Below are 18,918 nucleotides of genomic sequence, written 5' to 3' on the forward strand. Positions count from 1 at the left end.
TTAGTGTGCCGGGACGCTGTTGGCGGCCAGGAACCGTTGCCGGACTTCCCGCGCCTGCTCGGCGTTCGCCTTCTCCCATGCGTCGATTTCTGCCCTGCGTTCGTTCCGGACGGCGTCGCGCGTTTCGGTGAACTGCTTCATCCGGGCGGCCGCGGCGTCACGGGCAGCCTGCTGGGCAGGCGTCAGTTCCGGCAGGGGGCGCTCTTCGACCTGCTCCCGCGGCCGGAGCGGCAGGCGCTCCTCCACGGCGTCGATGTCCAGCACGGGGGAGGGGAGGGTCTGGTACCAGTAGGCGGTGGAGGACCAGTCATCGGAGAGGTGGTTGGCGTGGCCGTGCTCAAACGTGACTTTGATGCGCTTCTGGAACCGGATGGGGTCTGTCATGTGGAAGCGGTAGCTGTGGTGGAAGCCGGGCACGTTTTCCTCGTGGACCATGGTGCCGTTCATCAGGAAAGCGTTGTGCTGCATGCCCCAGGCGTGGCCGAAGTAGTCCTCCATGCCGGTGCCGTGCAGGCTGGGGGGCCAGGTGTCGTCGTCGATGAAGATCATGTCGTCACCCTCGCCCCACCAGGAGCCCTGGAAGTGGCGCACGGCCAGGTTGCAGCCCACGTAGTGTCCCTGGCCCTCGGTCTCCAGGACAACGTAGTTGTCGTCACCGGACAGGTTGGGGATGGCCACCTCGATGCTGTTGGTCTGCAGGTCCGGGCCCCAGCCGGCGTTGGGCTTCTGCCGGCGCCAGTGGGCGTGGAAGTAGGCGGTGTCCCCGGGCAGGGGCTCGGTGTAGAGCTCGTAGTCGATGTAGAAGTACTGCAGGTAGGGGATGTCGTTCTGGTTTTCGACGACGATCTTGGCACGGGAGTTGAACGGCATTTCGAAGTAGCTGTTGAACGCCGCGCTGCCGCCGAAGGTGTTCAGTTCCCCTTCTTTCGCGGAGACGGACAGGGGCAGCGAGTCGTAGGAGCCGGACAGCGAGTTCAGCAGGCCGAAGAAGTCGCCCAGCGGCGCGATGACGCTGGGGGTTTCCTGGTCGTCCCAGTACATTTTCAGCACGATCTTGCGGTAGTAGTCGGGGTCAACGACCTCCCAGCTGACGCCGAGGGCGTTGTGAATTTCCAGCATGGGTACGCCCACCAGTTCCGGGGAGATCTGTCCGGGGCCCGGCTGGATCCGGCACGACTGGGTCATCCAGATGTGGGTGATGGCGCCCGGGCCCTCGATGTCGGCCAGGACGCGTTCCTCGCCGGGCATGACGATCCAGTTGTCGCGGTTGCGGCCGGTCTGGTCCCAGCTGGACGCGCGGGCGGTGCGGGCGGTGGAGAGCTTGGTCAGGCTTGAGAGCAGGCCGGAGCGGGGCGATGAAGCCATGGTGGTGTTGCCTTTCGGAAGAAGGTGTTGGTTAGCCCTTGACGGCTGATTGGGTGAGGCTGGCGATGATCCACCGCTGGGCCACGAGGAAGACAATGAGCGCCGGGGCGATGGCGATGGTGGTTGCGGCCATCACCTCGGCCACATTCCCGGCACCATATGGGCCGAGCATCAGGACCAGGCCCAGCGGCAGGGTGGCGGTATCCGTGCTGTTGAGGAAGATCGACGGCGCGAAGTAGGCGTTCCAGCTGCCCAGGAACGTGATCACACCCAGGGTGCTCACGGCGTTCTTGGCCAGCGGCAGCGCGATCAGCCGGTAGGTCTGCCAGGCGGTGGCACCGTCCATGCGGGCCGCGTCGATGATTTCCTGCGGCAGCCCCAGGAAGAACTGCCGCAGCAGGAAGACGCCCAGGGCTCCGGTGATGCCGGGCAGGATCAGGCTGAGCGGGTTGTCCAGCAGGCCGAACGTCCGCATCAGCAGGAACAGCGGAATGATGGTCACCTGCGCCGGAACCATCAGCGAGGACAGCAGGCCCACGAAGATGGAGTTGCGGCCGGGGAATTCCAGCTTGGCGAAGGCATAGCCGGCCATCGGCGCCGTGATGATCATGCCGATGCTGACGGCGATGGCGATGACGGCGCTGTTGAGCATGTTCCGCAGGATGGGCACCGGACCGCTGACTGCCGCGGCGTAGTTGGACCAGTTCCATTCGGTGGGCAGCCACTGAGGCGGCAGGTCATAGGCGTGGCTGGCGTCCCGGAGCGACGTGGTGAACATCCACAGGAACGGGGCCACCATGCCTATGGCGCCAAGGACCAGCAGCGCCACCGATACAGACTTCCCGACGCCGGGCCGCCGTCGTACGCCTCTTCCGTCACTTTTGCGGGACGGTAGGACCGGGACGTTGAGGTTACTCATTGTTCACCCATGACTTCCTGAGGCGGAACTGTACCAGCGTCACCAGCATGATGATGAGGAACAGCGTGACCGCGATGGCTGAGGCATAGCCCATATCGAACTTGTTGAAGGCCACTTCCGCGATGTACATCACCACGCTGCGGCTGGCATCGCCCGGGCCGCCCCTGGTGAGCACGATGATCGATTCGTAGATCTGGAACGCGCCGATGATGGTGATGGTGATGTTGAAGAACGTTGCCTGGCTGATCATCGGCAGGACGATCCGGCGGAAGACCTGCCACTCGTTGGCGCCGTCCATGCGGGCGGCCTCCACCATGTCCTTGGGGACTTCCTGCAGGGCCGCCACGAAGATCAGCATGGCGAACCCCACGTTCCGCCAGGTGTCCACAATGATCACCGAGACCTTGGCGAACTCGGAGCTGTTGAGCCAGTCGATCCGGTCGCCGCCTATCGCGGTGAGGTAGTAGTTCAGGATGCCCGTGTCCTTCTGGAACAGTGCCTGCCAGATGATGGACACGTACACCAGGGCCACTAAGTAGGGGAAGAAATACGCCGAGCGGAAGACGTAGGTCAGGGCCCGGGGGAGCCGCTGGTTGATCAGGACGGCGAACAGGAGCGCGAAACCATTGATGAGGACGACGGCGGCCGCGACGTAGAGGACCGTGTTGCCGTAGGTGGTGGCGAGCCTTTCGTCCCGGAACATGCGGGCGTAGTTGTCGAGGCCGACGAACTTGGGCGCCGTGAGGATGTTGTACTTCGTAAGGCTCAGGTACAGGGCGGCCACCAGCGGTCCCAGGACGAAAACCAGGAAGCCGATAACTGTGGGGGCCGTGAACAGGTAGCCGGTGATGGCTTCCCGACGGCGGGCCGCGCTTCGCTGCCCGGGGCGGCCCCCGCGCCCCGTTGGGGGCGCGGGCGGCAGCTTCGTTGTGGGGGCGGTCAATGTCATTGCTGCAGCGCCTCCTCAACGTCCTTTTGGGCCTTCTCCAGTGAGGAGCCGATGTCCTGGCCGGACATGATCTCGTCCATGGCCCGCATGAATGCCGGATCCAGCACGTTGTAGGCGCGGGGGGCCGCTACGGGCTTGGCGTAGGACAGGGAGTTGTAGAACTCTTCGGCGTGCTTGGGGGAGGCGAGGAACTCCGGTGATGAGGCGGCAGTCTTGGTGGACGGAACGGCGGCGCCGGCGTCGGCCCATTTCTTCTGCGTCTGCTGGTCGGTGAGCATCTTGATGAACTCCCAGGACAGCTCCGGGTTCTTGGATGTCTTGGAGACGGCGAACGCTCCGGCGCCGAATACCGTCGACTTGGTGGTTCCCTTCGGCCACGGGAGGATGTCGTAGTCGGAGAAGCCTGCCTTTTCGAAGCCGCCGGTGACGAAGTGGCCGGCGCCGGTCATGGCTGCCTTGCCGGCGGGGAACAGCTGATAGGGGTCCGATCCCTTGGGCTGCGGTGACACTCCGTGTTCGGTGACAAGATCGCGGACCCAGCCCACCGTTTCCTTGACCTTATTGTCAGTCAGCTGGGCGGTTTGCAGGTCCTCGCTCATCATGGACGTGCCGTTGGAGTACAGCCACGGGGTGATGCCAAAGGAGTAGTACGGCATGGCGAAGCCGTAGACCTTGTTGGCGCCTGACCCGGTGGTCAGCTTCTTGGCGATCGCCAGAAAATCGTCCCAGGTCCAGTCGTCGCTGGGCCGTTCGATGCCGGCCGCTTCGAACATCTTGGTGTTGTAGTAGATCACCATGGTGTTGAACGTGTTGGGCATCAGGTAGGTGGAGCCGTCCTTGCTGAACCCTTCGAGGAGCTTCGGGTCGATCTCCTTCCGCAGGGATGCCGCCTCGGGGTCATTCTTGAGGAAACCGTCCAGGGGAGTGAACAGCTCGTTGGCCAGGCCCAGCTCCACGCCCTCGGTGGCGATGTTGATGACGTCCGGAGCCTGCCCGGCAGCCGCCTGTGTGACCAGCTTGTTGACGTATTCGGTCCAGGTGGTGATGGGGGTGAAGTTGTTGTTCACCGTCACGTTCGGGTACTTCTCCTTGAAGCGTTTGGCGACGCCGTCGTACACGGCTTTGTCTCCCGGGTCACCCCAGTTCGAGACCGAGATGGTGGCGGTGATGTCCTTCGCAGGGGCGGAGTAGGGCCCGTCTGCTGCCGGCGCGGCGGACTCCGTGGCGCTTCCGCAGGCGGTGAGGGCCAGCATCGCCGCGGCTGCCGCCGTGGCGATGGAGGTGCGGACTGTTGTTCTCATGTGATGCTCCTTTGCATGCGGCGCGGGGTGCGCTGATGGGATGCGATGGGGTTTATACAGAAGCTATTGGGGAGCTACTGGTGGAGCGGATATTCAGTGGAGTTGCGGAACTCGATCTCGGATTCGAGCCGCAGGACCTTGGTGGGGGCGGAGGGGTTATCGAGGCGCCGCATGAGTAGACCCACGGCGCTCTCGCCGAGTTGGAAAGCCGGTTGTCGTACGGTGGTGATCTGGGGCTGGAACAGGTCCGGGTAGGTAAAGCCGTCAAACGTGGCGAAGGCCATGGTGCCGGGAACCTGCAGCCCTTGGTGCTGGACTGCACGGAGGGCTCCCGCCGCCAGCAGAGTGCTGCAGGCCAGGATCGCCGTCGGACCCGCCGCGGGGTCGCGAAGCAGCGGTCGGACCCGGTCAAACGTCGCTGCGGCTGTCACCGTGCCTTCACACAGCAGACTGGCCGGTACCTCAAGGCCCCGCTGCAGCATGGCGGCGCGGAAACCGTCATGGCGCTCGCGGAGCGAGGAGACCCGCAGGTCGCCTGAGACGAGCATGATCCGTTCGTGCCCGCGGTCCGTGAGATGGCCAACCAGTGCTGCCATGGCGGCCTGGTTGTTCACCCCCACCTGGTCAACGTCCAGATCCGCGAGCCGGTCCAGCAGGACCAGGGGCTTCTTCTGGCCACGAATCCGCTCAAGCAGCCCTGCCCTTGACCCGGCTGCCCGTGCGATGATCAGGCCATCGACGCGGCGGTCCAGAAGAGCCTCCACCGCGGCGCGTTCCCTGGCGGGATCTTCCGCCGAGTTCGCCAGCAGCAGGGACAGGCCTAGCTGAGCCGCGGCCTCCTCCACCCCGTGCACCATGTCCGCAAAGGCCGGCTCCCCGGCATCTGAGACGACGAGGCCAATGGAGTCGGTCCTGGCCCGGCGCATTGAACGGGCCAGCACGTCCCGCCGGTAGCCCGTGGCCTGCACCGCACTCATGACGCGGGCCTTGGTCTCCGGTTCAACGTGCCGCGTTTCGTTGAGGACGTGCGACACAGTGGACGTCGAAACGCCGGCAAGTGATGCGACATCGACGATGGTTGCCACTGCTTACTCCTCAAGAAAAACGATTGCGCGAACGTTTCGATAGTAGAGACAAACGTTTCGATGTGCAATGGGTCACAGGAAAAAGTGTGGAGATTTCTCGGTGCGGGTTTTCTGGAGGCTTGCCGGGTCCGGCCGGTCGCCTTGTCCGAGGGCCGGCCGGCCGCCTCGTCCGCTCGCAAGCCGGCGCTCTGGTTAGGTGCGCCCTGACCAGCTGCGGCCGGAACGGGGTTCTGCGGCCGGCAGCGGCTTCTAGGAGACCGGGGCCGGGCCGGTCGAGGCCCGGTATTCGATGGTTGGCGCCAGCCGGACCACGGAGGTCTCGCCCGACTTGTCAGCGATGCGCTTGGTCAACAGCTCGGCGGCGGCGGCACCCACCTGGAAGGCCGGCTGGCGGACGGTGGTGAGCTGGGGCTCGAACAGGTCCGAATAGGCGAAGCCGTCGAAGGCGGCGAAGGCGATGTCCTCGGGCATCCTCAGCCCCCGCTGCTGGATGCGCCGCAGCGCGGCCGCGGCCAATACAGTGCTGCACGCGATGACTGCGGTCGGCGGGGCGGCCGCCGACAGCGCTTCCTCTATCCCGGCGTCGGCCCCTGCCTGGTCGGCGGCCGTGACGGTGAGCTGGTCCGACGGCGCGATGCCGGCTGCCGTCATGGCGTTCTGGAAGGCGCTGTGCCGCTCCCGCAGTGTGGAAACCCGGGTGTCCCCGGCCACCAGCAGAATGCGGTCATGGCCCTGCGACGTGAGGTGCTGAACCAGTTCGTTGATCGACGCGTTGTTTTCGACGCCCACCTGGTCGAAGGGGTCCTCGGACAGCCGGTCCATCAGCACCAGCGGCGTGTCCTGGTTGGCGAACTCGGCCAGGGTGTCCGGCCCGGAGCCGGCGGCGCGGGCCAGGATGAGGCCATCCACCCTGCGCTCCAGGAGGGCCTGGATGGCGCGGGCCTCGCGTTGCGGGTTTTCGGCGGAATTGGCAAGGAGGAGGGTGATGCCCTGATTCGCGGCAGTCTCTTCCACGCCGCGGATCATCTCGGCGAAAGCCGGCTCGCCGCCGTCGGAAACGATCAGCCCGATGCTGTCAGTCCGGGAGCGCCGCATGGCACGGGCCAGGGCGTCCTGGCGGTAGGAGGTTTCCTCGATGGCTTTGAGGACGCGCTGCCGCGTCTCTTCTCCGACGTGCCGGGTGCCGTTCAGGACGTGGGAAACAGTGGAGATGGACACGCCGGCAAGCTGCGCCACTTTTACCATCGTCGTCATCGTCGCCGCCTTGGAGAATCGTTTACGCGAACGTTTCGCGCCGCCTCCGCCAGTCTACAGACGGGCGCCCGAGAGTGGGCAGAGGGCCCCGTTGCTCCTGCAGGTACAGGAACAACGGGGCCCGAGCCGCTTTAGGAATGCGCTTGGCTTCAGGAACGTGCCGGGTCCCAGGAACTGAGGGCGGCGAGGCCTGCGGCTGCTGCGGCACTCAGCACCACTGCCCCCAGCCAGAGCGATGGCGGCCAGCGGATCGCGTCCGTCACGGCGAAGGCGACGAGCTGGCCCGTCCACAGGAGTGCCGTGATGCCTGCCGTGACCGCAGGCAGCCGCCGGTGCAGCCAGACTTCCGGGAGTCTGGCAAGCAACAGGTCGGCCACCACGGCTGCCACTGTGGCGCCCGCAGCTCCGGCGATTGCGTAGGGCTGCAGGCCCACCATCGCAACGGGTAGCCAGGCCGCTGCCACGACAAGCATGGTCGTAATCCCGCGTGCGGGGTGCCGGGCGGCGGAGAGCGTAAAAAGGAAGGGCGCGATGATCAGCGCGGTGGTCAGCAGGTAGCTCGTCAGGCTGACGACCACCGGCATCTCCGCCTGGATGCGTCCGGGCGTACCCACCGGCATTGGAGTGAAAAGGGCGGTCGGCCCCGGCCGGACGAAGGCCGAGGCATAGACAAGGAAGAACGCTCCCAGCCCGGTCATCAGGACGACGGCGAACATCGCCGCCGCTGTCCACGTGAAGTTCCGGGGGTGGCCGCTCGCACGGGCACTGCGGACGGCGGTGCCCAGAATCAGGAAGAGGCTGAACCCGAGCAGCAGGTGGGTGGGGCTGACCAGCGCATCCAGCGACACCTCGAGGCCCAAGGTCTCGTGCCAGAGCAGGTCCAGGCCGCCGGCAATCGCAAATAGGATGACCCCGACTACGGTTCCCCGGTAACCGGGCGGAACGGCCTGCCGCAATGTCTGCCCGGGCGCCCGGTTCCGCCAGATCACGACGGCGGTCCACACCGCCGTGGCGACCATGCCGGAGTAGAGGGCGGCGTGCCACGGCGTGAAGAACGTCTCCAGCCCCGGGACGTTCAGGTGCGCCCAGCCGTCGAGGAAGACGGCCAGCAGCAGCCACAGACCCAGGAGCTCGGTGACCAGATCGCGGAGTCCGCCGGCCCTTGTGTTGCGCGCAGTATCGAGCATAGTTGCCCACTTCAACGGAGCCATCAGGTGAGGGGATGGTACTGCGGTGGCTGGGCGCTCACAAGGGAGCAGCGTTCAAGTGTGCGGGGAACAGGTCCTTGATACCGACATCGCCCCCGGCCGTCATGAGGTCGCCGAGATAGTGCATAAACACGAGGATCCCGGAAACGCCGATAAGAGCGATGATGCTCAGGAAACCAGAGCCCTGCAAAGACTCCAGATTTAGCTGCGATCAGGAGAATAAACAGCACGATCGCCACCACTGCCCAGAAGAGTAGAGTCGGCCGCCACCCGATTTTCGGGAGCGAAAGCATATTGGAGTTGACTTTCATTGTTCCCCCAAGGGAAAGCGGCTGTGACAGGTGAGGGCATCACGTAACGACGGCGCCTCAAGGATCCATCAAGAATGCCGCAGGTTTCCCTGAGGTAATACGAGGATCACTCAGCCCGAGATTAGACTTTCGACATCGGCTTTGTTCGCTCGCGAACCAGGATGAAGAGAGTCCACGGAATTGGTTGAGTTGTACCCGAACGGCGGTTGGGCGCCGCCTCCCTATCGAGCCATCCGCCGTTGGCCATTCGTCGTTTCCATCGTTGCCCTGTCTCTCGTTGCTGCAGGCCTCGGCGTTGGTTTCGCCTACTCCACACACTCCGCGCAGGAGTGGCGGAGCGCCGCCAACAAAACGTCCGACGACCTTGCAAAGACGTCCGGCGACCTAGTAGCAATGACCAAACAACGTGATGATCTCAAAATTGACGCGCAAGAATTGCAAAATCGGCTTGACGGCGTGAACACGAAGCTTGTGGATACGCAGAAGCAGCTTGACGGGGTCACCTCGGATTACAACACGGCGACAGACCGTGTCCGCTCCCTGGCCGACGAGAAGGCCCAAGTGGGTGACCAGGCCGCCTACATGGAGACCTTGGTGGCGATGTCCCAAGGAGTTACCGCGGAGATGGACGGGTGTATTGGGAACCTGCAGAAGCTTCAAACTTACTTGGTCGATTTCTCTTCGTATGATCCAGAAGCGCTAATTTCATACGCGACGCAGATCAATGATGGCTGCAATAAGGCTCGTGCCGACAGTGACGCACTCTCGAAGAAGCTGGCGGGTTGAGAGCGCCACTGGGTTCAACTGCGCGTCTGCTGTCGTTGATCTCGCTTTTATTTGTGGGCCTGGCAGGGTGTGGACTTGTGCCGGTACCTCCGCCATCCGTTAGTTCCAGTTCTGCCGCGGCGGCTCCAACTACAGCTCCCGCAGATTCGTCGAGGGACTGGCTTCCGACAAGTAGTGCACTGCCGACGTACACCAAGGATCAAGTTGAAGCACGCGGTTTCACCGATTACGAACGGGCGTCGCTCCGCGTGCGCAACGTAGGCTGTGGAACTGTTTCGATGGGTTCTGGATTTGCGATTGCGGACCATGTATTCGTCACCAATCGTCACGTGGTCGGTGGCGCGGCAGTTCTTCAAGTCAGTACTTTCGACGGGCATGATATCGATGTCGCTACCGCAGGCGCCGCCGTCATAGCTGATCTCGCACTGGTTTGGACGAAGGAAGCGTTGCCCGCGACAATCGCTCTGGCTACCGAAAATCCCGATGTAGGAGCTGATGTCACGGCCGTGGGCTTTCCGCTTGGCGGCCCCTTGACGACCACACACGGAAAAGTCTTAGGGTATGCCCCGGACCCCATCGGATGGTCCACACTCCCAATGCTGGTCAACGATGCCCCGATTGAACATGGCAGTTCCGGAAGCCCGCTTATCAACGATGCAGGGCGGCTGGTCGGAGTTGCGTATGCGGGGGACGGGGACAAGTATCTGGCGGTCCCCGTGGAAGTTCTTAACCAAGTCCTAAACAACCCTGGCGGCTACTCCAATTCCGCATCAGCTTGTGATGGTGCTCCTTACTAGAGGATCCGCCGAGATTCGCTGATAAGAGAGCTGTTCTCTGAATTCGTGACGTACAGCCCGTGTGCGGAAGACTGTTGCCGTGAGCAACTCTCCCCGTACCGGCCTTGCCGTGGCTGGCCTCAGCCTGGGCACGTCGCTGAACCCGCTGAACTCGTCGATGATCGCCGTCGCCTTGGTGGTGCTGCGCGAGGACTTCAGGCTCGACGTCGCCACCGTCACCTGGGTGATCACCGCCTTCTACATCACCTCGGCAGCGGGCCAGCCGCTGATGGGGCGGCTCGCTGACAGGTTCGGGCCGCGGCGGCTTTTCATGCTGGGCATGGCGCTGGTGGCGGTGTCCTGCGCGCTGGCGCCCTTCTCGCCTAATTTTGTGTTCGTCTGCATCGTCCGAGCGCTCATGGCGCTGGGGACCGCGACGGCGTACCCGAGCGCCGTCGTCATGGTCGGTGCCCTGGCCAGGCAGGCGGACGTGCCAACGACCCGGCCGTTGGGCCGGATCCAGATGGCCAACACGTCCGGGGCTGCGGTCGGTCCGGTGGTGGGCGGGCTGCTGGTGAGCCTGGTGGGCTGGGAGGCGCTGTTCCTGATTAACGTGCCGCTGTCGCTGGCAGCCCTGCTCATCGTGCGGAAAGCCGCCCCTGCTGACCAGGGGCGGGAGCAGGGCAGCATGGCCAGCCTGCTGCGCGACTCGGACATTCCCGGCATCCTGGCGTTCGCGGGCGCCATGGTGCTGCTTCTCATGGGTCTGCTGGATGCGCTGCCCGGCTACCGCTGGCCGTTGCTGGGCGGGGCGATGGTGCTGGCCGTGCTGTTCGCCTGGCGGGAGCTGAGCTTCAAACGGCCGTTCCTGGACCTGCGGCTGCTGGGCAGGAACCGGCCGCTGCTGCTGGTGTACCTGGGCTTCACGGTGTTCAGCGGCGTCTACTACTTCGCGTTCTTCGGCCTGCCCCAGCTGCTGCAGGAGGCCGGCGGCTACGACCCTGGCGTGGTGGGCGTGCTGATGCTGCCGCTGGCTGCCATGTCCGTGGTTGTCACGCCGCTCGCCGCGCGTGCGATCGACCGGTTCGGCGTTCGGCGGGTGCTGATCGCCGGCGTCGTGATTCTTACTGTGGCGGCAGCGGCACTCTGGCTGCTGACGGCATCGTTCGCCGTCCTGCTGGTGCTGGCGCTGACGGCGCTGATGGGCGTGCCGTACGGGGCGGTCGCCATCGCCTCCAACCAGGGCCTGTACGTGTCCGCGGCGCCCGGGGACAGGGGAGTGGCCGCCGGGATCTACCAGACCTGCCGGTACGTCGGCGCCATCAGCGCCACCGTGATGATCGGCATCTTCTACGGCAGCGGCGTCAACCAGGAGAACTGGGGCCGCATGGTGCTGGTCATGCTGGGCCTGTGCGCAGTGACGTTCGTGGTTTCGCTGTTGTGGCGGGAGCGGCAAGCTGAGTAGCCATTGACGGGCCCGACCGGCCGTCCGGTACTTAACGCCACTTCGAATTGAAAGCGCTGTCCTCTGGCCGCCATGGCGTTCGTGGAAAATGCTCAAAGTTCCTCAGGCTGTCTGTCGGCTGGGGTCACCCGGATCCGTGCAATCCGCAGCCTGTCCACGGCGGTCACCGTCAGCACGTGGCCTGCCATCTCGACCCGGTCGCCTACATGAGGAAGCCGGCCCAACCGGTCGATAACGAACCCGGCCACTGTCTCGTAATGACCCTCCGGCAGCGCTATGCCGGATGCCGACGCGAATTCCTGCAGGATCAGCCCGCCGTCGACCTCAATCGATCCGTTCGTCACGCGGACGCGATCCTCGGGCTCAGCCCCGATGTCGTACTCGTCGTAGATTTCACCGACCAGCTCCTCCATCAGATCCTCCAGAGTGACGATGCCGTCGGTGCCTCCATACTCGTCTACCACCAGCGCGATGTGCTGGCCCAGTTTGCGCATGCGTGACAGCGAGGGCAGCACCTTGTTCGTTCCCGGCAGCGGGAGAATCTCACGAACAATGTCCATCACAATCCGCTCGTCATAATGTTCGTCTCGGGGCATCAGGTCACGGATGTGGATGAAACCCAGGACGTCATCCGGGGTCCTGGCGATCACGGATAACGCGAATAGGGCGCGTCCCTGACCATGCTGCGCGCAGCAGCAACCGTCAGGACGCCGTCGATGAAGGTTACTTCAGTGCGGGGGCGCATGACCTCCTGCAACGAGCGGCTTCCGGCGCCAAAAACATCGGTCAGGATGCTTCGGCTGTGTTCCTCCAGCCGGTCGTTCTGCGTCACCATCTCCCGCAGTTCCTCAGCGCTGATGCCCTCCTGTCTTGCATTGGGATCACCCCCAAAGAGCCTGACAACCGCGTCGGTTGAAACCGACAGCAGCCAGACGACGGGCCGCATGAATTCCGAGAGGACGAGCAAGGGCGGGGCCAGAACCTTCGCGAAACCAGCAGCGCTTTGCATGGCCAGCCTCTTGGGCACCAGCTCACCCAGCACCAAGGAAAGATAGGCCACCAGCAGCGTCATGCCGATAAACGCAACAGATTCAGCCGCGGGACCAAATCCCACGGCTTCCAGGAGGGGCTCGACATCAGGGGCGATAGTGGAGGCGCCGTAGGCGGCCGAGAAGAAACCGGAAAGCGTCACGCCGATCTGAACAGTTGAGAGAAAACGGTTGGGATTCCCGGCCAAGGCTGCAACTCTGGCTCCGTGTTTTCCTGCCTTTTCCATCCGGCGCACTTGGCTCTCACGGAGGGAAACGAGCGCCATTTCCGTGCCGGCGAAGACTCCTCCCAACAGCACAAAAAAGAGGACCAACAGGAAATTGACGAGGGTGTCGCTGTCCATAAACCGACACTATCGAACCGGCGGGCATAACTGGGCCCCAGCCTCCTCCGCTGAAGGCGCCGACTGCAGCAGAAGCCCCAGACTGACCATTGGAATGGCCTCCAGGAGCCGGGCGCCGCCGTCGTCCGCCCGGGATGTTGTGGCGAGATCGTACGGCGCTCGGCTCCCTTGGTTCTGCTAATGCATCATTCTGCTAAGGCATCTGGGTCAGCCCGAGTTGCTCCTGCTGACTCGCGATGTCGTAGTAGCGGCGCTCCTCGACGATCTTGCCGGACTCGTCGAGACGGCTGAAGAACGCCATGGGGGATTCCACCCGTCGGCCCGTTGCCGGAATTTCGTCTGCGCCAGGCATGTGGATGGGCCCGTTGTTGGTTCCGACGATTTTGCCCTCGCCAGCGACCAAGCGGTCATCGACCAGTATGTTGATCAGAGAGAATTCGAGGTCCGGAAATGCTCTGAGGAAAGTCACCGCGTCCTGTTCGATTGCAGCCCGGCCCCGCAGCGGCTCGGGGTACTGGGGGTCGACGACGACGGCGTCGTCCGCATAGAAGCTGGCAAAGGCCTGAGCGTCATGGGCGTTAATCGCCTGCGTCTGCGCCTCGAGTGCCTGCCTGCTGTCTGTGGGCATCGTCTGGCCGGCGTCTGTTGTGTCATAGCTCTGGGTGGTCATGAGAATTGTCATGAATCTGCGAATGAACATTTGCATGCTTCTTTGCTTGAAGGCCAGTTAAGGTGCCAGCCCCAGCCCGTGGCGTTGAGTGCGGGCAGCCTCGAAAGCCTGCAAAGAGCCTTCGCGGCAACCCGTGAGCATGGCTGCACCGGAGGCAGCCAGCCCCATTGTAGGGCAGGAGCAGAGCCTGTGGAAGGTCGCGCCAGCCTCAGCATTCAGCGCATGGAAGACGATAAAGGGGAGCGGTTTGCGTCCGGGCATTGACCGCCACACCGGAAGGCCTACTATTGGCCGCACCAGTACATTTCAAGGAGGAGATGTGTCATGTCACGCGCCGAAGTAGAGCAGCTTGATGACCGCGGAATGGCGGCCTGGGACCAGCATGATACGGCGGCGTTCACCGCTCTGCTGGCCGATGAGTTTACGTTTTCGGATGTGATGGCGCCCGAGGCGTTCATTAACAGGGAGCAGGTGCAGGAGTACATGGAAGGGTGGTTTACGGCGTTCCCGGACATGCGAGCCAAAACTACAAACAGAGTCGTTACCGAGGATCAGGTGGCGGCGGAAGTGGAGTTCACCGGCACCAACACGGGGCCGTTGCGGATGGGGAATCAGGAGCTTCCGGCCACAGGCAAGCCGGTCACCGGCACCGGCACCTACTTTGCCTCCGTCAAGGATGGAAAGTTTGTCTCCTTCCGGGTCTATCCGGACGTCGCTGGGATGATGGGGCAACTGGGAATGATGCCCGGGATGTGAGCCATCCGTGTATGACGCCTGGTCTCCCTTGGAGGAACGGAAAATGCCGGAAGAACAGTCATGGGTCAGCATGAAGACCGAGGCCGCGGTGACGCCGTCATGACCGAACAGCCTCTGAAAGCGCGGCGTCTGCGGGTTTCCGACATCAATGTCGTCGACCACCGCACCCTGAGGAAAGCCCTCGGCGGGACAATCGTCGGCAACACGATGGAATGGTACGACGTCGGCGTCTTCGGGTATCTGATCACCACCATGGGCCCGGTGTTCCTGCCGGAGGCCGACAGGGCAGTGCAAAACCTGTTCCTCCTGGGAACCTTTGGGGCCACGTTTATCGCCCGTCCGCTGGGCGGCATGTTCTTCGGCTGGCTTGGCGACAAGATCGGCCGGCAGAACGTGCTGGCCATGACCCTGATGCTGATGGCAGCGGCGACGTTCGCCGTCGGCGTGCTCCCCGGATACGCTGTGCTGGGCATCTGGGCCGCGGTGCTTCTCGTGGTCACCAAACTGATCCAGGGCTTTTCCACCGGCGGCGAGTATGCCGGTGCCACCACGTTCGTCTGCGAGCATTCGCCGGACAGGCGCCGCGGCTTCTTCGTCAGCTTCCTGGACATGGGCAGCTACCTCGGCTTCGCCTTGGGCGCGGCGCTGGTTTCCGCCCTCCAGCTGACGCTGGGCCAGGAACAGATGGAGGCGTGGGGCTGGCGGATTCCGTTCCTTGTCGCCGGTCCGCTAGGCGCCGTCGCCATCTACTTCCGGCTGAAGATCGAGGAGTCGCCGGCCTTCAAGGCCACTCAGGAGGCCGAAGCCGTGGCCGCCGCCCACCACGAGACCGGAGACGAGCTCCGCCCGGTGGGCCCGGTGGCGATCTTCAAGGACCACTGGCGCAGCATCGTGCTGGCCATGATCCTCGTGGCCGCCGGAAACACCGTGGGCTACGCGCTCACGTCCTACATGCCCACTTACCTGACCACCAACAAGGGATACGACGAGGTCCACGGGACGCTGCTGACCGTTCCGGTGTTGGTGGCCATGTCCCTGTGCATTCCGCTGACTGGACGCCTCTCAGACAGGATCGGTCGCCGACCCGTGCTCTGGATCGGGGCCGTCAGCACCATGGTGCTGTCTCTGCCCGCGTTCCTGCTGATCGCGATCGGAACCGTTCCCGCCACGCTGGCCGGCCTGGCCCTTGTGGCCTTCCCCGTGGCGTTCTTCGTTGCCATTCTCGCGTCGGCGCTGCCGGCGCTGTTTCCCACGGCCCATCGTTACTCTGCCATGGGCATCGCCTACAACTTCGCCGTGGCGATCTTCGGCGGCACCGCCCCGTTCATCATCGCCGCGCTCATCCAGGCGACAGGCAACGACCTGATGCCAGCGTTCTACCTCATGGCGGTGTCGGCCATCGCAGCGGTCGCGATCTACTTCCTCCCCGAATCCGCCCGGCGGCACCTGCCCGGTTCCATGCCCAGCGTGGACTCGGAACAAGCGGCCCGTGAGCTGGTGGCGACGCAGGACGGGAACCCGTTGCTGGACATGGACACGCTGCCGTTCGACAGCAGCTACGAGGCGGCGAGGGCGTCGCACAGGCGGCCTGGTGGGAGGCCGACCGCGGGCTGACGCGGTCTACGTGACCTGCTGCACCACCACTTAGTCCTAGTTGAGCGAACGGATGACCCCGATGCCCCAACGAGGTGACGGCAGCAACGGCTGAATGCGGGTCCACTGCCCATCAGTCAAAACAGAGGTACGAGACACCCATCAGGCATCGAGGATCACAACGCCAGAATTTAGGAGACAAGCTCTTGGGGCCGATAGGCTTTGGGCCATGTCGGCATTCGGGGGAAAACGTTGGTCGCGTGCTATCGCACTTTTGCTGGTTTTGGCCAGTTCCGGTGCCGCCTTAAGTGCCTGCGAGTATGAGGACGCCGTTCCGGTCGTGGCTGACACGCCAGCCGGACCCTCCCGAACCGCGCCCCCTCCACCGCCAAAGTCCGACCCCGGCCTTGCCCAGGTCCAGGCAAGAAATCAGGCGCAACTGGACAGCCGCTTGGGCCCTAGACCCGAGGGTCTTGTGATGGGCGCATCAGGCGGACTCGGCACAGACGGATTCCGGACATCCGTCCCGGGAATACCGAAGGGCAGCTACACCATCACCGCTGCCTGCGTCGGCGTGGTGAAAGCATCGATCACCATCTCGCAATCCGATCGACGAGGAGGAACTGCGCATGAAGTTGCCCTTGATTGCGGAACCACAACGAGCGTGAAGCTCGATCTTCACGTAGGACCGGTGTCTGCCCACGCCACTCGCATGACCAGCGAGCGAGGCCTCACTGCCGTCGCCGGTTTCTGGATGGTCCCAGCGGTCTAACGTGAGAACGCTCTGGCGAGACCCCTCTCACGTATGAAAACAGCGGGTCACGACTCCCGAATTAGGAGATGCGACCTAGGCGTCGGAGACGCTCATGCCCCGGGCGCGTTTTCCGGGGAAAGCGGTCCGGACCTGTGCCCGGAACGTCAGCGGGCTGCGACGGCTGACAGCAATGACGGAGAGCAGGCCGGTCAGCAGCACGATCGTGCCGCCGGCGGCCACCGACCAGCGCGCGCCGAACTCCGTGCCGATCCACCCCATGAGCGGCGCTCCCACGGCGGTGCCGCCCTGCAGTACGCCCAGGTAAAGCGCCAGCACACGGCCCCGGAACTGCGGCTCCACGGAGAGCTGGATGCTGGTGTTGCAGCTGTTCAGGAATGTTATTGAGGCCAGGCCTACGGGTATCAGCACGGCGGCGTACAGCCAGAACGACGGCGACACGCTGCCTACCAGCGTGAAGAACCCGAGTCCGAGGGCCCCGCCGAGCAGGAAACGCAGCCGGGGGCCGGCCCGGCGGGCCGCGAGCAGGGCACCGGCCAGGGTCCCGACGGCCATGATGGAGCCCAGCAGCCCGAATTCACCCGGCCCCACCCCGAACTCCGCGGTGGACATCAGCGCATTGGTGATGGGGAAGTTCATGCCAAAGGCGCCAAGAACCCCCACCATGACCAGGATGAGTGTCAGATCCGGCCGGCCCCAGACATAGCGCAGGCCCTCGGCCACCTGGTGCTTGCCGCGGACGGCCAGCGTGGCCGGGGCCAGTTCGGAAGTGCGGATCCGGAACAGCGAGATGATGACGGCGGCGAAGCTGGCCGCGTTGAGCAGGAAGACCGGTCCGGTGCCCACCCAGGCGATCAATACACCGGCGATGGCAGGGCCCGTGAGCCTGGCGGTGTTGAAGGAGGCGGAGTTCAGTGCGACTGCATTGGCCACCCTGTCCTGCCCCACCAGTTCAGAGACGAAGGACTGGCGGGCCGGCGCGTCGATGGCGCTGGCGAGCCCAAGGCACAGGGCGGCAAGGTAGGCATGCCACAGCTGGGCAGTGCCCGTCACCACAAGGAGTCCGATGGCCAGCCCGCACAGACCCATCGCCAGCTGCGTCCACAGCAGGATCAGGCGTTTGCGGTGCCGGTCTGCGAGGACACCGCCGTAGGGGCCAAGCAGCAGCATCGGCAGGAACTGAAGGCCGGTGGTGATGCCGACGGCGGTGCCGGAATGGTCGGTGAGGACGGTCAGTACCAGCCAGTCCTGTGCGATCCGCTGCATCCATGTACCGATATTGGAGACGAGCGCTCCTGCCGCCCACACGCGGTAGTTTCGGTTCTCCAGTGCCTGGAACATGGCGCTCATTTGGCGCTCAGCTGCTGCATGATCTGGGCGGCACGGCTGAGGATCTGGCGGTCCTCGTCACTGAGGCCGGCGACGCGTTGGGCCAGCCAGGCTGTCCGCTGTTCGCGGGCCTCCGCCAGGACATCCTTCCCGGCGGGGGTGATTCCCACCTGGACCTGGCGGCCGTCTGCGGGGTGGGCTGTCCGGGTGACAAAGCCCTGCTCCGCGAGGGCGTTGACGATCCGGGTCATCGACGGCGCCTGCACGTGCTCGCGTTCCGCCAGTGCGCGGAGGGTTTGCGGGCCGTTGCCGTTCAGTTGGGCCAGGACCGTGTACTGGCCGGGAGTGATGACGTCGCCGGTTGCCTCCACCCGGAGCCTGCGGGAGGTGCGCATCACCGCTGTCCGAAGGTCGATAGCCAAAATGTCCGGCTTGATGCTGTCCTTACGCTCCCGGTCCGTTGCCGTCACTGTGCGCTGCGCCTCCTGCGAATTTAGTTAGCAATGCTAATTAGCCCTGCTAACCATTATGCTCCTGTGGAGTGCCGGCGGCAAGTGGGGCGGTTGTAGGCGGCGGACTAAAACGCTTGGTGGCGAGATTCCGTGATCGCTCGTAGATGGGCGCCGCCTGCTCTCTCGGACCCAAGGAAACAGGGTAGTGCCAGCCCAAAAAGACAGGTACAGATTACTGGTGACCGTAGGTTTGCCTGATCTATAAACTCCGGACTGAGCCGTTATATCGGCCAACCGTGATAAGGGTGTCTGCCGGCACCTGAGGGTCTCGGCGCATCGTTGCCGGGACGATTCCCGTCCGTCAATGACGGCAGGTCATCTTCCGCAAGGCCGCACGAACGCGGCCCAACAGACTTCGCTCTCCACACGCAGGAGGAACTGATGCGGTTCTTAGCAGGATTGTCCCGGCGGCACCCGGGGCGGCCTTCCGCCCCGGGTACGAAACAACCGGGAGCCGGCAACCGCCGGTTCCGC

The 18,918-nt window shown here is 64.2% G+C and carries 16 protein-coding genes and 1 pseudogene; 5 read left to right on the forward strand and 12 right to left on the reverse strand.

Going from position 1 to position 18,918, the window contains the following annotated elements; translation table 11 throughout:
* The 8 genes from J7E80_RS01825 to J7E80_RS01860 form a co-directional block, all read right to left on the reverse strand.
* On the reverse strand, positions 1 to 1,365 hold the full coding sequence (locus tag J7E80_RS01825) for a glycoside hydrolase family 172 protein (protein ID WP_215049781.1): 1,365 nt from the start codon (positions 1,363 to 1,365) through the stop codon (positions 1 to 3).
* 31 nt (positions 1,366 to 1,396) lie between these two features.
* Entirely contained in the window at positions 1,397 to 2,284 is an 888-nt protein-coding gene (locus tag J7E80_RS01830; protein ID WP_215049782.1) for a carbohydrate ABC transporter permease, read from the reverse strand.
* Positions 2,277 to 3,233, reverse strand: a complete 957-nt coding sequence (locus J7E80_RS01835) for a carbohydrate ABC transporter permease (protein WP_215049783.1) — start codon at positions 3,231 to 3,233, stop codon at positions 2,277 to 2,279. Before J7E80_RS01835 ends, J7E80_RS01830 begins: the two co-directional genes overlap by 8 nt.
* Complete coding sequence (locus tag J7E80_RS01840; RefSeq protein ID WP_215049784.1) at positions 3,230 to 4,534, reverse strand: sugar ABC transporter substrate-binding protein; 1,305 nt, start codon at positions 4,532 to 4,534, stop codon at positions 3,230 to 3,232. The genes J7E80_RS01835 and J7E80_RS01840 overlap by 4 nt, the downstream gene beginning before the upstream one ends.
* Positions 4,535 to 4,608: 74 nt before the next feature.
* Positions 4,609 to 5,619, reverse strand: a complete 1,011-nt coding sequence (locus tag J7E80_RS01845; RefSeq protein ID WP_215049785.1) for a LacI family DNA-binding transcriptional regulator — start codon at positions 5,617 to 5,619, stop codon at positions 4,609 to 4,611.
* A gap of 249 nt (positions 5,620 to 5,868) precedes the next feature.
* Positions 5,869 to 6,873 (reverse strand): LacI family DNA-binding transcriptional regulator, encoded by a 1,005-nt coding sequence (locus J7E80_RS01850; RefSeq protein ID WP_215049786.1) that lies wholly within the window; start codon positions 6,871 to 6,873, stop codon positions 5,869 to 5,871.
* Positions 6,874 to 7,022: 149 nt separating this feature from the next.
* A complete protein-coding gene (locus J7E80_RS01855; RefSeq protein WP_251036325.1) occupies positions 7,023 to 8,084 on the reverse strand; it encodes a hypothetical protein in 1,062 nt (353 codons plus the stop codon).
* 34 nt (positions 8,085 to 8,118) lie between these two features.
* On the reverse strand, positions 8,119 to 8,271 hold the full coding sequence (locus J7E80_RS01860; protein WP_215049787.1) for a hypothetical protein: 153 nt from the start codon (positions 8,269 to 8,271) through the stop codon (positions 8,119 to 8,121).
* A 301-nt stretch (positions 8,272 to 8,572) separates the two neighbouring features.
* On the opposite strand from J7E80_RS01860, the gene J7E80_RS01865 reads away from it, so the two are divergent.
* From J7E80_RS01865 to J7E80_RS01875, 3 genes are all read left to right on the forward strand, one after another.
* On the forward strand, positions 8,573 to 9,178 hold the full coding sequence (locus J7E80_RS01865) for a hypothetical protein (protein WP_215049788.1): 606 nt from the start codon (positions 8,573 to 8,575) through the stop codon (positions 9,176 to 9,178).
* A gap of 278 nt (positions 9,179 to 9,456) precedes the next feature.
* Complete coding sequence (locus tag J7E80_RS01870) at positions 9,457 to 9,975, forward strand: serine protease (protein WP_215049789.1); 519 nt, start codon at positions 9,457 to 9,459, stop codon at positions 9,973 to 9,975.
* 79 nt (positions 9,976 to 10,054) lie between these two features.
* Positions 10,055 to 11,419, forward strand: coding sequence for an MFS transporter (locus J7E80_RS01875; RefSeq protein WP_215049790.1), 1,365 nt, complete (start codon positions 10,055 to 10,057; stop codon positions 11,417 to 11,419).
* A 92-nt stretch (positions 11,420 to 11,511) separates the two neighbouring features.
* Here J7E80_RS01875 and J7E80_RS01880 read toward each other — a convergent pair.
* Positions 11,512 to 12,812 (reverse strand): annotated as a pseudogene (locus tag J7E80_RS01880) (hemolysin family protein).
* A 193-nt stretch (positions 12,813 to 13,005) separates the two neighbouring features.
* Positions 13,006 to 13,512 carry an ester cyclase gene (locus J7E80_RS01885; RefSeq protein WP_215049791.1) on the reverse strand — a complete coding sequence of 169 codons (507 nt, stop codon included), beginning with the start codon at positions 13,510 to 13,512 and terminating at the stop codon, positions 13,006 to 13,008.
* 294 nt (positions 13,513 to 13,806) lie between these two features.
* Here J7E80_RS01885 and J7E80_RS01890 point away from each other — a divergent pair, with 294 nt between their 5' ends.
* Positions 13,807 to 14,238, forward strand: coding sequence for an ester cyclase (locus J7E80_RS01890; RefSeq protein WP_215049792.1), 432 nt, complete (start codon positions 13,807 to 13,809; stop codon positions 14,236 to 14,238).
* Positions 14,239 to 14,337: 99 nt separating this feature from the next.
* Positions 14,338 to 15,852, forward strand: coding sequence for an MFS transporter (locus tag J7E80_RS01895; RefSeq protein WP_215049916.1), 1,515 nt, complete (start codon positions 14,338 to 14,340; stop codon positions 15,850 to 15,852).
* An 826-nt stretch (positions 15,853 to 16,678) separates the two neighbouring features.
* Here the strand turns inward: J7E80_RS01895 and J7E80_RS01900 are convergent.
* Both J7E80_RS01900 and J7E80_RS01905 read right to left on the reverse strand, forming a co-directional pair.
* Entirely contained in the window at positions 16,679 to 17,953 is a 1,275-nt protein-coding gene (locus tag J7E80_RS01900) for an MFS transporter (RefSeq protein WP_215049793.1), read from the reverse strand.
* A complete protein-coding gene (locus J7E80_RS01905) occupies positions 17,950 to 18,327 on the reverse strand; it encodes a MarR family winged helix-turn-helix transcriptional regulator (protein WP_215049917.1) in 378 nt (125 codons plus the stop codon). Before J7E80_RS01905 ends, J7E80_RS01900 begins: the two co-directional genes overlap by 4 nt.
* Positions 18,328 to 18,918: the final 591 nt, after the last annotated feature.

This window comes from Arthrobacter sp. ISL-28 (assembly GCF_018613875.1).
In the GTDB taxonomy this organism is placed as follows: Bacteria; Actinomycetota; Actinomycetes; order Actinomycetales; family Micrococcaceae; genus Arthrobacter.

Excerpts from the sequence above, each read along its gene's own strand:
- J7E80_RS01825 (WP_215049781.1), bottom strand. The coding sequence starts at position 1,365 with ATGGCTTCATCGCCCCGCTCCGGCCTGCTCTCAAGCCTGACCAAGCTC.
- J7E80_RS01830 (WP_215049782.1), bottom strand. The coding sequence starts at position 2,284 with ATGAGTAACCTCAACGTCCCGGTCCTACCGTCCCGCAAAAGTGACGGA.
- J7E80_RS01835 (WP_215049783.1), bottom strand. The coding sequence starts at position 3,233 with ATGACATTGACCGCCCCCACAACGAAGCTGCCGCCCGCGCCCCCAACG.
- J7E80_RS01840 (WP_215049784.1), bottom strand. The coding sequence starts at position 4,534 with ATGAGAACAACAGTCCGCACCTCCATCGCCACGGCGGCAGCCGCGGCG.
- J7E80_RS01850 (WP_215049786.1), bottom strand. The coding sequence starts at position 6,873 with ATGACGACGATGGTAAAAGTGGCGCAGCTTGCCGGCGTGTCCATCTCC.
- J7E80_RS01855 (WP_251036325.1), bottom strand. The coding sequence starts at position 8,084 with ATGGCTCCGTTGAAGTGGGCAACTATGCTCGATACTGCGCGCAACACA.
- J7E80_RS01870 (WP_215049789.1), top strand. The coding sequence starts at position 9,457 with ATGGGTTCTGGATTTGCGATTGCGGACCATGTATTCGTCACCAATCGT.
- J7E80_RS01885 (WP_215049791.1), bottom strand. The coding sequence starts at position 13,512 with ATGTTCATTCGCAGATTCATGACAATTCTCATGACCACCCAGAGCTAT.
- J7E80_RS01890 (WP_215049792.1), top strand. The coding sequence starts at position 13,807 with ATGTCACGCGCCGAAGTAGAGCAGCTTGATGACCGCGGAATGGCGGCC.
- J7E80_RS01895 (WP_215049916.1), top strand. The coding sequence starts at position 14,338 with ATGACCGAACAGCCTCTGAAAGCGCGGCGTCTGCGGGTTTCCGACATC.
- J7E80_RS01900 (WP_215049793.1), bottom strand. The coding sequence starts at position 17,953 with ATGAGCGCCATGTTCCAGGCACTGGAGAACCGAAACTACCGCGTGTGG.
- J7E80_RS01905 (WP_215049917.1), bottom strand. The coding sequence starts at position 18,327 with ATGCGCACCTCCCGCAGGCTCCGGGTGGAGGCAACCGGCGACGTCATC.